The sequence below is a fragment of the Lewinella sp. 4G2 genome (genome assembly GCF_001625015.1).
In the GTDB taxonomy this organism is placed as follows: domain Bacteria; phylum Bacteroidota; class Bacteroidia; order Chitinophagales; family Saprospiraceae; genus Neolewinella.
In genome coordinates, this window is record NZ_LVWJ02000014.1 from 1,813,792 (window position 1) to 1,828,967 (window position 15,176).

1 protein-coding gene is annotated in these 15,176 nt (G+C 58.5%); it reads left to right on the forward strand.

Going from position 1 to position 15,176, the window contains the following annotated elements; all coding sequences use genetic code 11:
- Positions 1 to 71: 71 nt before the first annotated feature.
- Positions 72 to 15,071: an HYR domain-containing protein gene (locus A3850_RS08120; RefSeq protein ID WP_068215446.1), complete on the forward strand. Its 15,000-nt coding sequence runs from the start codon at positions 72 to 74 to the stop codon at positions 15,069 to 15,071.
- The last annotated feature ends 105 nt before the right edge of the window (positions 15,072 to 15,176 follow it).

The following is a 15,176-nucleotide window of genomic DNA, read 5'->3' on the forward strand; positions in this document are numbered from 1 at the left end:
GAATAATCTACCAAGCCAGTCTCCATTTTCGTTCCCTGCTTTCCGGGCTTCTCCTGTTAGCCTCCCTTACCGTGGTGGGGCAGACGGAGAATTGTGGAGATGGTATTGATAATGACGGGGATGGCCTGATCGACTGCTACGACGGCGATTGCCAGGGGGTGGCAGGCTGTGAAGATTTCTTCTTCAACCCACCCACTCCAGAATGTGGATTCTCACCCCCTGAATTAGAAGAGGTTGAATTAGGCTTGCTTTTCGAAACGGACCAAGCAGCTTTCCCCATCGATCAGCGCTCCGGCGTCGTCATTGGCGATATGAACGGAGATGGTATCCCCGACCTCGTCAGCCGCGACAATTCTCCCGCACGGATCCAGATCTTTAGTGGCGACGATGGACGCATTCTACAGAGTATTCTCACGCCGCGTACCCACCCTTTCGGCCAAACGGCTATCGCGGACGTGGATCGGGACGGGCTTGGCGACGTCTTTCAGATGGAGTACACCGGACAACTGGCTCGTTACGAATTTGGCAACCCCAACGCTGTCTGGCGTACCGGCCGGAACGTAGGCGACGATAACAGCGTATCCATTCCCCAGATCGCCGACGTCAACCAGGATGGCCGCCCCGAAGTGTACGTTGGTGATCGCGTTTTTGATGCCATCACCGGCGTCCGTTACGTGGACGCACGAATTAATGTGGGTGGCTACGCCGGCGGTAGCAACTCCGACCGTTTCCCCATTTACTACGACCTCTACCAGCCGGGCGATCCGAAGCCGGGCGGTGGCATCTTTGGCCCAGAAGCCAATGGGATGGAGTACATCGCTGGCAACCAGGTGCATACCATTGATATCCCGAGTATTGGCCCCAACGGAACCCCAGTTGCTAACTCCGGAACGTACATGTTGGCAGCCGAACTCAACGCCACCAGCCTGGAACGAGATGGCTTCACCTCCATCGCCGACATCAACGGAGATGGGCGAATGGACATCGCCGTCATGGATGGCGGCCGCGTCTACGCCTGGGACCCCTACACGAACGAACAAATTGGGGCCACCTTCAATATCCCCAGCACCAGCGCCGGTGGCCGCATCAATATTGGTGACTTTAACGGTGACGGGGACGTAGAACTAGGGTTTGCCGGTGCCAACATTTACATCGTCCGCCAGTACAGCGGGACCAACGGTGACAATAATGGCGTCTGGACCGACTTGTGGCGAAAAACGGGACTGGACGATGGTTCCCAACGGACCGGATCGACCCTATTCGATTTTGATGGCAATGGCACCGTTGAAGTTGTCTACTCCGAAGAAGAGAATCTGTTCATCTATGACGGGCCAACGGGAGACATCCTCTTCCAAACCACCAGCCGCTCCGGTACCCGTACGGAATATCCCCTCGTGGCCGACGTCAATGGCGATGGCACTGCGGAGATCATCGTCACCGCTCAGGACCGTAATGGACCACAATTTTCGGGGACGGGCCGCATCAGTGTCTACTCCTCCGCCAACCAGCCCTGGGTGCCCGCGCGCCAGGTGTGGAACCAGCATGGGTACAACGTGACCAACATTAACGATGACCTGACGGTGCCCCAGTTCCAACAGGATAACCTGAATCCTGCCTTCGGGCAGCGTTACAATAACTTCCTCGTTCAGACGGCAGTTGGAGGCGCCGCTGGAGGAGAGATCGTCTACCCGGCGCCGGATGGCATCATCGAACCGGAACTGGATGCCAACGGGGTAGCGGATATCGACTTTAGTAATTGCCCCAACAGTGTCGTCCTGCGGCTCATCGTAGAAAACGACGGCGATGCACCCTTCCCCGGCTCGACGCCAATCGCCTTTTACGACGGCGACCCCCGGACTGGCCAGCCCAACCTCTTCACCACGACTACCCTCGGTACGACCATCGCGCCCGGTGAAACGGTAACGTTAGACGTGGAGATCGACGTGAGCCAGGCCGCCGCCGGTTCACCCATCTTCCTGAGTGTGAATGACCCAGGCTTTGCGAGTGCGGACCTGCCCTTCGGCCCCGAAGATTTCCCCCTCACCGGCACCCCGGAATGTGACTACAGTAACAATGTATCCAACGTTGGTAACGTCCGCTGTGGCGAAACCTGCGGTAATGGCCGCGACGATGATGGTGATGGGCTCGTCGATGAACCGAACCTCACCCCCGTCCGTACGACGGGTTGCCCAAGGGAGACACTCCCCGCCATCATCGCGGACGTCAGCGGAGGCACCTGGAGCGTAGTTGGTGGCAGCACGATCGGCACGACCGTCGACCAAAATGGCGTGGTGACCCTCGGTCGCCCGCCCAACGACCAGCCGGTGATGGAGACCATCCGCTACGATGACGGCATTTGTTTTGAAGACGTCGTGGTGACCACAGTAGATAACACGCCACCAACGGTAGTCTGCCCCGGTAACCAGGAGGTTGCGCTCGACGCTTCCTGTTCCGCAGTACTAGCCGACTTCGCCTCCCAGGCTCAGTTTGGGGACAATTGTTTCATGACCGGGGTCGTCATCACCAGCAGCCAGTCTCCGGCGGTAGGCTCTTCTTTAAACCTGGGCGCCAACCCCGTGACCATCACGGCTACGGACGAAAGTGGCAACCAGGGTAGCTGTACGTTCACCGTTACGGCCGTGGACCGGATCAACCCTACTATTACTTGCCCAGCTAATGCGGACGTGACCGTAGATGCTCAGTGTAATTACACCTTGCCAGATCTTACCGGTGGAGGAACGGTCGCCGACAATTGCTCCGCCACCGGTGCGATTATCATCACCCAATCTCCCGTGGCGGGGCAGGTGCGGTCGGGCCACAACACCACCGTCACCGTCACGCTAACCGCGCGCGATGAAGCCGGCAATCGAGGGAATTGTTCTTACGTACTAACGCTGAAGGACGAGACGCCCCCCGTCCTTACCTGCCCAACGGTATCCGACCAGACGGCGGGTAGTGCAGACTGTGAGTTCGCCCTTTTTGACTACCGCGGCCAAGTCCGGACGACCGACAACTGCACTCGGAATGACCTCGTCACGCTCACGCAAAGCCCTCCCCCCGGCACCCGCGTCGGCCCCGGGACCACCATCATTACTATCACGGGCCGGGACCAGGCGGGTAACGAGGCTACCTGTACGATTTCCCAAACGGTCATTGATCGAAATCCACCACAGTTAGTGTGCCCTTCCGGCCTGCGGGTATCTCCCCGCGCTTCGGACTGTCAGCTGATCGTCCCGGACATTATTGACCAGACGACCATCATGGATAATTGTGGCGTGGATGCACTCACGGTTAGCCAGAGCCCCGCGGCGGGCACGGTGTTCATGAGCCCGTTCTTCCAAAACGTCACCGTTACGGCAACGGACGCCCAGGGAAACAGTAATATCTGTGTTTCAACCATCCTGCCCGGAGACCCGCCACCACCGGCCATTACATGCCCGGCGCCCACGACCTTGGCGCTCAATGCCAATTGCTCGGTGGCGCTCCCGGACTTTACCGGCCAGGCGACGACCACCAGTTGTGGTACTACTACCGTAAGCCAGCAGCCCGCTCCGGGGTCTTCCATCTCGGCAAATACTACCGTTACCCTGACCGTTCGCGATAACGCCGGGCAAACGGCTACTTGCGATTTCCTCGTGAGTGTGGTAGATAACACCCCGCCCGTCGTCACCTGCCCGTCCACCCAAACCATCGCGGTGGATGGCACCTGTGAGGTGCCGCTACCTGACTACACCGGGCAGGCTTCCGCAACGGATAATTGTACGAACGTTCTCGGCGCGCCAACGCTGACTCAGTCCCCTGCGGCGGGTACGATGTACGACATTAACGACAGCCCGGTCACCGTTACCCTTACGGCAACGGACGCCAGTAACAATACGGGGACCTGCACTTTCTCCGTCGAGTTGATGGACAACCAGCCGCCACAAATCTCCTGCCCAGTAAGCCCGCAAACGGACCCGCTCGACGCCAATTGTAACGCGACCATTCCGGATTTTAGGACGGAGACAATGGTCAGTTCTACCTGCTCGATGTCCGGTTTTGCGCTGTCGCAGGTGCCAAGTCCGGGGACGGTGGTGAGCGGTGAACAGACCATTCCCATCACGATTACGGCAAGCGATAACGCGGGTAATACCGTAACGTGTACGTTTAATTACGAGACCGAAGACGTCACTTCCCCCACCATCATCTGCCCGGCGGACCAAGTCGAATCACTGGATGCCAGCTGCAACTTTACCGTGCCGGATTACACCGGAATGGCCATAGCGAATGACAATTGTTCTTCCGTTGGGGGGACACCGTTGCTTACCGTCACGCAGATGCCCGCCGCTGGAACAGTTGTTACGGGCAACGGAACCGAAACCACCATAGTACTGACTGCCACCGACGCCGCGGGTAACGCGACTACTTGCGATTTTACCCTGACCACCGAAGACGATACCGCCCCGACGGTCACCTGTCCTACGGATCAGGAACGCTCCCTCAGCGGAACTTGTGTTTACGAGCTGGAGGACTTGAGTTCCCTCGTCACTACGGCTGATAATTGCCCGGGGGCAATCACCCTCGTACAAACGCCCGCCGCCGCAGCCGTATCGGCCACTGAGCCCGGTACGATTGCCGTCACGGTAGTAGCCACTGATGCAGCCGGAAATATGGCTGATTGTTTCTTTAGCGTCAACGTGGTGGACGATACGCCGCCCTCCATTATCTGCCCTGCCGACCTAACGGTAGAAGTGGATGCTTCCTGTACGGCCCGCATTCCCAACCTCGTGCCCGATGCGACCGCCGCGGACAACTGCCAGGGTGCCGCTGCCGTGACCATCACTCAGGACATCACTGCCGGTACTACGCTGACCGGTGACGGCACCACGCAAGTGGTCACCCTCACGGCCACCGACGGTGCCGGATTGACCGCGACTTGTACCACGACCGTTACGTTGGATGACGTCACCAACCCCACCGTCACCTGCCCCGCCGCTCTGGAACTCGATCTCGACCCTACGGGCTGTTCCGTTGACATTCCGGACTACGCCGGGACGCTGACCCTGGCCGATAATTGTACGGCGGCTGCGGCGCTTGCCGTCCAACAGATGCCCGCCGCCGGGACTACGCTCATGGGCGCCAATACGGTGCAGACGGTAAGCTTTGACGTCAACGACGGTAACGGCAATACGGGGACCTGTAGCTTCCAACTGACGCTACGGGACGTGACGGACCCCGTCGTAACCTGCCCCGCCAATGCCACCTTGTCTCTGGACGCTAACTGTTCCGTCCCACTACCGGACTACACCGGATCCGCTACGGCTACCGACGACTGCGTGATGATGGACGGCATCACCTTTATCCAGAGCCCTGCGGCGGGTACCAACCTGACCTTTGCCGGCGACCAGCGCATGGTTACCCTGACCGCGTTTGACGGCAATGGCAACAGCGCCAATTGTACCTTCACCGTAATGGCGGAAGATCAGGTGCCTCCCTCGATCACCTGCCCCGCAGACCGCGACCTGGAAGTGGACGCCAATTGTACCGTTGAAGTACCCGATTTTACCGGCGAGGCTACCGTAGCGGATAATTGCTCGGAGGCAGCGGCGATCACCGTCACCCAAATACCCGCCGTGTCCACCGTTATTCCTGCGGACCAACTGGACGTTCCCCAAACGGTAACCCTGACGGCTACGGATGCGGTTGGAAATACCAATACTTGCACCTTCACCTTTACCCCGGTCGATGCGACGGACCCCGCCATCACCTGCCCGGATCCGCAGACCATTCTGCTCGATGCCGCCGCCTGTACCGCGACGTTGGGGGACTACATCGCACTGGCTACCGTCACGGATAACTGTACGGATGCCGGCGCCATCACCGTTACCCAGGGTACGGCTGCGGGGACCACCTATCAGGGTTTGGTACCCCCGCAGATTGTCGTGCAACTTACCGCAGCGGATGCTTCCGGCAATACGGCTTCCTGTGATCTAACAGTTTTCATCAGGGACGAAATCGCCCCCACGGTGGACTGCTCTGCGGCCAACGTTACCATCGCACTCGACGAGAATTGTAACGGCGTCATTCCCGACCTCACTACTGCGCTGGTCACCGACGACAACTGCTCGCCCAATGCCCTGACTTTCACCCAGACGCCCGACGTAGGTGCGGAGTACAATGGTGATGGAACCACCGTAACGGTAAACTTCACCGTCGAGGATGCTTCCGGCAATAGCGTTGCCTGTACGAGTACCGTGACCTTCGAAGACCAAAGCCCACCAAATCCCGTCATCTGCCCCGATGACACCGAACTGAAGGTGGACGATACCTGCCCGGTCCCTCTACCGGATTACACGGGTGGTGTCACTGTGCTGGACAATTGCCGGGCCGAAGATCAGATCACCCTCACGCAGTCCCCGGCTCCGGGTACGATGGTGAGCGGTGCCGGCACGGTTATTCCAGTAACCATCACCGCGGACGATGGAAATGGCAATACCGCTACCTGTGATTTTGACATCACCTTAATCGACGACACGGCGGTGGAACTCACCTGCCCCGGTGGCCAGTTGGTGATCGCCAGTTCCGACAACTGTGACGGGGAGATCGGGGATTACCTGAGTGAGATCACGGCCGTCAATCAGTGTATGGTACCCGCCGGGATGGTAACCTTCGTGCAGTCGCCCGCTCCCGGAGATGCCGCCGCCATGCTCGACGTTGACGACCTGAACGTACCCCAAACGGTGACCGTCACGGCGACGGACATCAACAATAACGTCACCACCTGTACTTTCGAAGTGACGCTGGTCGATACGTTGGCGCCGGTGCTGACTTGCCCACCCGCTCAGGTAATTGCGGTGGACGAGAGCTGTTTTGGTTTGACGCCGGACTATACCGGTACGGACTTCACCACCATTACGGATAACTGTAACGTTCGGGATAGTCTCATCATCACCCAGTCTCCCGGGCCGGGTGACGGTATCCCCGGGCCGGACGCTGTCCGTACGGTAACGGTGACGGCTACTGACCCGAGTGGAAACCAGGGGCAGTGCACCTTCGTCCTGACGGTGGAGGACCAGGACCCACCGAATATGGTTTGCCCCGCCGCGGATACCGTCCTCCTCAACGCTGACTGCGAAGTAGCCCTCGGTGACTACATCAGCCAGACCATTGCGGACGATAACTGTACGGATAAGACCGACATTACGGTTACCCAATCTGCCGCCGCCGGTACGATCATCACCGGACACCTGACCACCGAGACCGTCACCATTACGGGAACCGACGGCAGCGGGAATACGGCAAACTGTTCCTTTACGGTCACGGCCATCGATACCATCAAGCCCGCCATTGCCTGCCCGGGTGATCAAATTGTGCGGCCCGACGGACAGTGCGAGGCACTACTGCCGGACTACCGCGACGAAGTAATCACTACGGATAATTGTTCCGCCGTCGGCATGATCACGCTGACGCAACGGCCCGCCGCAGGTGAGTTGTTGAGTGGTGAGGGTGATGCCCTGCAAGTCACCATTGTTGCTGATGATGGGAATGGCAATTTGGATAGCTGCACCTTCCTCGTTTCCCTGGAAGACAATACGCCACCGTCTATCGTCTGCCCGGATGATGTTACGATTCCCGTAGATGAAAACTGCAACTACAGCCTGGCTGACCTCACGGGTGACGCTACCGTCCTCGATAATTGTACCGACCCCGCAGCCATTACGGTGACGCAAAGCGTTGGTATTGGCGGTACGTTTAGCGGCGATGGCACGACCATCCCCGTTACCCTGACGGCGGACGACGGTAATGGCAACACTGCTCAGTGTGTTACGACCATCACCCTGGCGGATACGATCAGCCCGACGATCGTTTGCCCCGAAAACCAGATCGTAAACCCCGACGCCAGTTGTGCCGTAACCGTTGCGGATTACCGTTCGGCCATAGTTGATGACAATTGTACGGTGCCGGATGACATCACCGTTTCCCAGTCCTTGGCGCCGGGTTCCACCCTGAACGGAGAAGCTACCACGGAGACGGTTACCCTTATCGCGGACGACGGAAATGGCAACACCACCAGCTGTTCGTTCACCGTCACGCTGGAGGATATCACTCCACCCGCAATCACTTGCCCAGCAGAGCAGACCATCTTCGTCGACGGGAGTTGTTCCGTAGCGCTCCCCGATTATACGGACATCACGGTGGCCACGGACAACTGTACTCCGGCACCCGCGATAGCGCAAAATGCGCCCGCCGGAACGATGATCGATACCCTGGGCGCCCAGACAGTGACCATGACTGCCGACGATGGAAACGGAAATACGACCGACTGTAGCTTCACGGTAAACGTGGTGGATAACACCGCGCCCGTGCTGACTTGCCCGACCCTGAGCGTGATCCCCGCCGATGAGAATTGTACCGTGAGTATTGCTGATTACCGCGATAGCATCACCGTAGCCGATAACTGCGGCCCAACGAGCATGGAAGCAGGGGCGCTGACGCTGGTGCAGAGCCCAGTGGCGGGCACCGAGATCACTGATCTGGGAACGGAACGGATGATCACCCTGACGGCGACGGACCCTAGCGGAAACAGTGCAATGTGTATGATCACGGTAGAGGTAGCGGATACTACCCGGCCGACGATCGTCTGCCCCGCGGATACCACCCTTGCCGTTGACGGCAATTGTTCCGCGCTGATTCCCGACTACACCGCCCTGCCGGAAGTAGCTGATAACTGCGCACCGAACGCCGGCGCCGGAGCGATCACGGTGACCCAACAACCGGCCGCCGGAACGATGGTGAGCGACGAGGCCAGCCTGATCACCATTACGCTAACCGCCACCGATGCCGCTGGAAACTTCATTACCTGCGACTTCGACGTGCAACTCATCGACAGTGTACCGCCCAGCATCACCTGCCCGGCGGACCAAGTGGTGGAAGTGGATGCGGATTGTAGCATTGAACTGGCCGACTACCGCAGCCAGGCGACGGCCACCGATAACTGTTCTCAGGCCGCTGAACTGACCTTCGAACAGCGCCCGGCTCCCGGGACGGTCTTTACGGAAGATGGCACGATCATCCCGGTAACCATTGTGGCCGTAGACCAGAGTGGCAACCGAGATTCCTGTGAGTTCAACGTGACGCTGGATGACGCCATCGACCCGGTAATCGTGAACTGCCCGAACGATTCTACGGTATTCGTGGACGCTTCCTGTGCCTTTGCGACGCCGGATTTCTGGGACGTTAGCTCCGCCCTAGCTACCGACAATTGCCGCCCGACCGGGATGACCAGCACGACGGCTACGGGCGATCAGATCGTCTACACCCAAACGCCTGCGGTGGGTGAAATATTCACCGGAGGCATGACTACCGAGACGGTGACCCTGACGGCCGACGATGGTAACGGAAACGTGGTGAGTTGTGTCTTTGAGCTCTCACTGAGTGATACCATTAGCCCCGTAATTACGGTCTGCCCGGCGGATACTACCGCTAACCCGAATGCGGACTGTGAATTCACCCTGGAAGATTACACCATCCGTGCAACGGCAACGGATAACTGCGTGCAGGATGGTGCCCTGGTATTCGACCAGTCGCCAGCACCGGGGACTGTTGTCAGTGGACAGGGTGGGGTGACGGAAATCACCATCACGGCTACTGACGCCAGCGGCAACCTCATCACCTGCGCCTTTGAGCTGACCCTAGAGGATACGATTTCCCCCATGATCACCTGCCCGGACCCGCAGGTGCAACTGGTGGACGAGGACTGCCAGATCATCCTGGCCGATTATACTAACCTGGCGATGACGGACGATAATTGCTCCGCCGCAAACGTGACCGTTAGCCAGGTGCCGTTACCCACCACAACCTTCACCGGCGTGCAGACCCAGACCGTGACCCTCACGGCGGACGACGGCAATGGTAATACGACCGACTGTACGTTTACGGTCAGCATCGAGGATGAGATCGATCCTGCGCTAACCTGCCCCACAACGTCCATTATTCCCGCGGATACTGATTGTAGCGTCAGCATCGCTAACTACGTGGATAGCGTGGCCGTCACCGATAATTGTGATGCGGCGGCGGACATTATGCTGGTGCAGGACATTGCCGTTGGCACGACCATTGAAGATCTTGGAGCCACGCTGGACGTGACCATCACCGCAACGGACCAGAGTGGTAATACGGACGTTTGCGTGATCACCGTGGAGTTGATCGATACGATCAGCCCGACACTGGTTTGTCCGCCCGATACCGTACTCGGAGTGGATGCCGCTTGTAATGCCGTCTTGCCAGATTACCGTGCGTTCGCGGTTCCCGCGGATAATTGTAATGACCCAGCGGACATCGGTCTTGCCCAGTCCCCACCAGCGGGTACGCCGCTTTCGACTGAGGACACGGAACAGGTCGTGACCGTCACTGCTATGGATGCGAGCGGCAACGAGGTAAGCTGCGACTTTACCGTTACGCTCATCGACACGATCGCACCGACCGTGGCTTGCCCGCCGGACGACGTCATTAGCGTGGACGGTAGCTGTTTGATCATGATCCCGGACTACACCCAGGGTGCCCAACCGGCTGATAACTGCACGGATCCGGCGGCGATAACGCTCAGCCAAGACCCGGCTCCTGGCACGGAGATCAGCGGCGACGGTACAACGGAAACCATCACCATTACGGCTACGGACGCTTCGGGTAACTCAAGCACCTGTACGTTAACGCTGACGCTGGAGGACAGCACCGAACCGATGATTACCTGCCCCGTTGACCAGGAACTGACGGCCGACGATGATTGTGAGGTGCCGATCCCCGATTACACGGGGGACGCTTCCGTGAGCTCGACCTGTGACCAGGGGAACGGCATTACCATCGTACAGGTCCCAGCGCCGGGTACGCCCATTAGCGGACACAACACGACCGAAGAGATCACCCTGTTGGCGACGGATGCCAGCGGAAACTCCACCTCCTGTACGTTCATGGTGACCTTGCTGGACCGCACGGCGCCCGTAATCACGGGCTGCCCAACGGAACCAATTGTGGAACAGGTGGATGCGGACTGTACGTTTGACCTGCGGGATTACTGGGAGGCCACCACCGCTACGGCTACCGATAATTGCCGGCGTACGGGCGTGACTTCCATCACCGCTGCGGCCAATCAAATCAACTACACCCAAACGCCGGACCGGCTGACCACCATCAGCAGCGGTATGGGATCCCAGACGGTGACGCTTACGGCGGATGATACTTACGGCAATCAGAGTAGCTGTCAAATCACAATCGTCCTGCAGGATACGGTGGCGCCGGTCATCACGGTTTGCTCGAGTGACACTACGGCCAACCCGGACGCCAGCTGTTCCTTCACATTGGAGGACTACACGCTACGCGCGACGGCTACCGACAACTGTATTCAGGATGGCGATCTGACTTTTGCGCAGACGCCGGTGCCGGGTACGGTAGTAGCGAACCAAGGCACGGTGACGGAGATCACCATTTCAGCTACGGATGCCAATGGCAACGTAACGACCTGCTCTTTCGAACTGACGTTGGCCGATACCATTTCACCGAGTATCACCTGCCCGGTTGACCAGACGGAAACGCTGAGTGCTACCTGTACCGATACCATTGCGGATTACACCGCGCTGGCCGTCGTAGACGATAATTGTACCGATCCATCCGCCATCGTGGTGACGCAGGAGCCCGCTCCGGGAACGGTGTTTACAGGCGTCCAAACCCAGACCATCACCCTGACGGCGGATGACGGCAACGGCAACACTACCAGTTGTGACTTCACGCTGAACATTGTGGATGAGATAGATCCGGAGCTTACGTGTCCGGACCAAAGCGTCATACCGGCCGACGCCAACTGTGAGGTAGACGTGGTGAGTTACCTCGACTCCGTTTCCGTAACGGATAATTGTGACGCAGCCGCGGATATTGACATCGTCCAGGACGTTGCTGTGGGAGAAACGATCACTGGCTTAGGCTCCACCATCGACGTTACGGTGACGGCAACCGACCAGAGTGGGAATACGGACCAGTGCGTGATTACCGTCGTCTTACTCGATACGATCGCTCCCGTACTTACCTGCGTGCCGGATACCGTGTTGGGTACGGACGGAAGCTGTAACGCCATTCTGCCGGATTACCGACCGGTTGCTTCCGCCACGGACAACTGTAACGAGGAAGCTGACGGCGGCATCACTTTTGATCAGTCTCCCGCGCCCGGAACTCCGTACGCTGACGAAGCGACCAGCTTTGACGTTACCATTACGGCGACGGACGCCACGGGCAACAGTACCTCCTGTACGTTCAGTGTTCAGTTGATTGATACCATTGCGCCAGAGATCGTCTGCCCGAGTGATCAGGTAGTGGAGGTTGACGGTGACTGTGAGATTGTCCTGCAAGACTACCGGGACCAGGCTACCTCTTCCGATAACTGTTCGACGGTAGCGGAGATCACCGAGGTGCAGCGCCCCGCTCCGGGGACGGTCTTTAGTGGGGAGGCCACTATCGTGCCGGTCACCATCATTGCGACGGACCAGTCCGGCAACGTAGATTCCTGCACCTTCACGGTGGAGCTGAATGACGTGACGCCCCCTACCATTGCGAATTGCCAGACGGATACCATTGGTATCGTTGATGGCCAGTGTGACTACGTGGTGCCGGATTACTGGAGTATTACCCCCGTTACCGCTAATGACAACTGCCGGCCTACGGGAACAACGGCGACGACCGCTACGGGAGATCAGATTGCTTACACGCAAGTCCCTGCGCCGGGTACTGTCCTGACAGATGCGTTCACCACCCAAGTTATTACGCTGACCGCGGACGATGGGAATGGGAACACGGTAAGTTGCGACTTCCTCCTGACCCTGACGGATACGACCGCACCGACGATCGTATGCCCCGCCGATACGATTGCCAACCCCGACACGGGTTGTGATTTCGCATTGGAAGATTACCGAACCCGCGCGGCCATCGCGGATAACTGTACGGATTCAATTGACTTGGTGGTCACCCAGGAGCCGGCACCCGGTACGGTGATCAGTGGTCAGGCGACCACCCAAACCATCTCGCTGACCGTCACGGACCCAAGTGGCAACGAAACTACCTGTTCTTTCGATCTGACCTTACAGGATACGATCTCGCCGAGCATCGTCTGCCCCCAGAACAAGGTAGAGGAACTGGACGCCACCTGTAGCTTCACCATCCCGGATTACACGGATGAAGCCGTCGTGGCCGATAACTGTACGGAGGAGGCGAGCATCACCATCACGCAGGAGCCGGCGCCGGGAACGGAATTCAGTACGCTGAACGAAGCGGATGAGATCACCGTCATCCTGACCGCAGACGATGGAAACGGCAATACGACGACGTGTGACTTCACGGTCATTCTTGACGACGTTCTTGACCCCGTGATCACCTGCCCGGCCGACACGACTATTTTCGTCGACGCCAACTGCGCTGCGCCGCTTCCCGATCTGGTGGCGGTAACTACGGCAACGGATAATTGTAATCCGGTAACCATCACCCAGGCGCCGCTTACGGCAACAGAATACAATGGCGACGATACGGAGATCGTAGTGACCTTGACGGCCGACGATGGTAACGGCAATACGAGTGACTGCCAAGTGACCGTAATGCTGCAGGACACGATCAGCCCTTCCATCATCTGCCCACCAAACGAAACGCTCTTCGCCGGCCCAACCTGTGAGGTGGGACTGCCCGACTATACCGTTGCGGCCACCATCGGTGATAATTGTACTTCCAATACGGATATCCTCGTCACACAGGACATCAGTGCTGGCACAGTCTTTAGTGGAGAGGGCACCATGCAGGTAGTCACCCTGACGGCGGATGACGGGAACGGCAATACCACAAGATGTACCCTGGAGATCACGGTGGATGATGCCATCCCGCCGAGTATTGACTGCCCGGTCACCCAAACCCAGTTTGTGACCGCTACCTGTGACGTGGAACTGGCTGATTATACCGCCCTCGCCGTCACGGATGATAACTGTACGGAAATGGCTAACATCGTAGTGACCCAGGATCCGGCTGCCATGACTTCGTTCGATGGTGTTCAAAATACGGTAGTCACCCTGACTGCGGATGACGGTAATGGCAATACGGCTGAGTGCCAGTTTACCGTTCGTTTTGAGGATAATACGGCGCCTTCGATTGTCTGTCCGCCATCCCAGACGATTGACTTTGGGGAAGACTGTCAGTTTACGCTGCCAGATTACCGAAGCCTGGCCTTGCTGGATGATAACTGTACGACAACGCCTCCTACGATCACTCAGTCTCCTTCCATCGACTCCATCATTAATGACCTGGGTACGGTGACGGAGGTCACCCTGACGGCAGAAGACGCCAGTGGCAATACCTCCCAGTGTCAGTTCGTCGTGACGACCGTAAGCCCCACGCCCCCACCGGCGTTTGCGACCGTCACCCTCGCGGTAGTGGGCCGCCCGACGGGCTCTGGCGTAGTGAACCTCGAGGATGCCCTCGACCCAACTACGGAATCCAACCTCAGTGCCATCGATCTGGACCGCGGCTTCGATGAAGGCCCAGGTCCCTACCTCGTCACCTACTACCTGGATATGGCGGATGCCGACGCGGAGCAGGGAGCCATCGAACCCGAAGATTTCGACCCTTCCGTAAACGGGGAAACCGTACTCGTCCGACTGGAAGACCCCGAGACGGGTTGCTTTACCCTGAGCCAGATTTTGATCGACGAGCGGGTACCCGGCGTCAGTGATGCCATCGACGCCACGAGTTGTAGCCGCCCGGGCACCGTTATCGAGATCGATGGCCGTCCCCAACCCGGTAGGGCGGGGACGATGATCGTCCGCCACGAATGGCGCGTCATCAGCGATGGTGGCACCGACTTCCAGACGAATGACCTCATCAATGCCGATCAGCAAGTAGTAAGCTTGCCTACGAGCGAGGCGCAGGGTAGTGGCACGATCGTGCTGGAATACCAGTTCTTTGAGGACTACGGCGACGGCCCCGTCGTTCCGAGCGTACCTAAGCGGGTATCGATTGAGATCCTGAAAGTGGGAGGGGGGGACTTCTTCTGGGATGGGGAACCGCGGTAGCGACCGAGCCCGTCTTTATACTGGGAACAACAACAGTTTTCTATATGGCATATGCAGTCCCATCACTCCGAGTGATCTGACTGATTAGTTGATACGGCTTAACTA